4 protein-coding genes are annotated in these 1,670 nt (G+C 67.0%); 1 reads left to right on the top strand and 3 read right to left on the bottom strand.

The genetic code is table 11. From position 1 onward, the window contains the following. Positions 1-94: 94 nt before the first annotated feature. Positions 95-466 (top strand): VOC family protein, encoded by a 372-nt coding sequence (locus AB0M20_RS42145; protein ID WP_364306995.1) that lies wholly within the window; start codon positions 95-97, stop codon positions 464-466. 7 nt (positions 467-473) lie between these two features. Here the strand turns inward: AB0M20_RS42145 and AB0M20_RS42140 are convergent, their stop codons facing one another. The 3 genes from AB0M20_RS42140 to AB0M20_RS42130 are packed head-to-tail and all read right to left on the bottom strand — an operon-like array spanning position 474 to position 1,477. Continuing rightward, positions 474-647: a DUF4926 domain-containing protein gene (locus AB0M20_RS42140; protein ID WP_364306994.1), complete on the bottom strand. Its 174-nt coding sequence runs from the start codon at positions 645-647 to the stop codon at positions 474-476. A gap of 9 nt (positions 648-656) precedes the next feature. Then, positions 657-1,193, bottom strand: coding sequence for a DUF6883 domain-containing protein (locus AB0M20_RS42135; protein WP_364306992.1), 537 nt, complete (start codon positions 1,191-1,193; stop codon positions 657-659). A 2-nt stretch (positions 1,194-1,195) separates the two neighbouring features. Continuing rightward, the gene (locus tag AB0M20_RS42130) at positions 1,196-1,477 is read right to left on the bottom strand and encodes a hypothetical protein (RefSeq protein ID WP_364306990.1); all 282 of its coding nucleotides are present in this window, start codon (positions 1,475-1,477) and stop codon (positions 1,196-1,198) included. Between the last annotated feature and the right edge of the window lie 193 nt (positions 1,478-1,670).

Here is a 1,670-nt window from a genome sequence, read left to right as displayed (position 1 = left end):
CAAGCGTCTGCCGGCCGAGCGCGAATCGGGTTTCCGGGTGTTCGCCGACCCGGCGGGGCATCCGTTCTGCCTGGTCTTCGGCTGAGAGAGACCGATGCGTTTAGTGGTGGTGCTGGACTGCGACGACGCCGATGCGCTGGCCGATTTCTGGGCCTCCGCCCTGGGCTATCGCCGCGGCCCGTTCGGGTCGCCGTACGTCCGGCTGACCGACCCGCGCGGCCGGTGGCCCGATCTGCTGTTGCAGCAGGTGCCCGAACCCAAGGGCGGCAAGAACCGCATGCACCTCGACCTGCAGGTGCGCGATGTCGACGACGAGGTGCGGCGCCTGGTCGCGGCCGGAGCAACCGTCATCGCTCCCGCGCACGACGACGAGGGCTTCCTGACCGTGGTCCTGGCCGACCCGCAGGGCAACGAATTCTGTGTGATCCGGCCTCCGGACGGCGACCCCCGCCTCGACGAGATCTGACCCGTCGTCAGCGAGGGCTGAGCAGCTCCGGCTTGACGGCGACCGTGGTGCCGTCGGTGAACTCCACCTCGTACGCGGGCTCGGGCGTCTCGTACACCTCGATGATCGTGCCCTCGGCACCCGCCTGCAGGCCCTCCTCCGGCAGATCGCTGGTCAGCCGTACCACGTCGAACAGTTTCACGGTCTCTCCTCATTTGCCCTTCGGCGGGAACGAAACGGTGGCCAGTCGCGGCTTGTCCCCGCCCGGCTCCACGATCCACGCGGTCCGCACCGTCATTGTCCCGGCCGGCCCCGTCACCGGAACGTCGACGCTCCAGCGTTGACCGTACTGATCACTCTTGCCCGCCACGGGCGTGCCGTTCTTCACGCCCTCGCGGATCTGCTTCTCGATCTGGTCGGTGTCGTTGGCGCCCAGGCCGGTGGCCGAGTTGATCACGCGGAACTTGTGCTGTCCTTGCGGGTGCTCGGCGTTCATCACGTACTCGGAGATCTTGCGCTTGTCGATCTCGACGTTCTCGAACGTCGGCTTCTCCGCGGCCTCCGGCTCCTCGCTCGGCGGTTCGTAGCGTTTGCCGAGCGCGTCGGCGTATTCACGGGCGACGGTCTGGCGCATGGCCGCGTGCTCGTCGACCTGCGACCCGCGGTCGTCGGAGCCGGCCGTGGGATCGGGCACCCGGCGTGCCTTGCCCGAGTCTCCCGCGTCGGTCTCGCGGACGTTCTCGACCACGCTCAACCCCTCATCGCCGTGGGTGGCTCCTCGTCGAAGAAGAACCGATAGGCGTCCTCCAGCTCACGATAGAGGCTTTCATCGTCCGGGAAGTAGGTCATCGTCGCCCGGTAGAAGTCGTCGTGCGTCATGCCCCGGCCGGCGAGCAGATCTCTGAAGTCGGCCCTGGTCGTCTCGACCCCGGCTGGACCGCCGTGATGGAGGCTGCTGCGCATGATGGGCCGCTCCTCGAGCAGTTCCGGGGAGAAGTAACCGCTCAACAGATCGAGCACTGCAGAACTCATCAGACCGTCCTACTCGTCCACCGCTTCGCCTACTCAATTATCCGCCGGAGCTGTCGCGAAGGCGCCACTCCGGTTGACCGCCGTTTCGCGGGTTGCTACTGGTGGCCTGGGTGATTAAGGAGGCGCCATGAGCGACCAACCCACATTCGGACCCTTCACCATCCACGTGGACTCCGCAGGACAGGAGTCCACC

The sequence above is a fragment of the Actinoplanes sp. NPDC051633 genome, assembly GCF_040681735.1.
Classification (GTDB): domain Bacteria; phylum Actinomycetota; class Actinomycetes; order Mycobacteriales; family Micromonosporaceae; genus Actinoplanes.
Note: the sequence above shows the minus strand (reverse complement) of the source record. Positions and strands in the feature narration are given on the sequence as shown.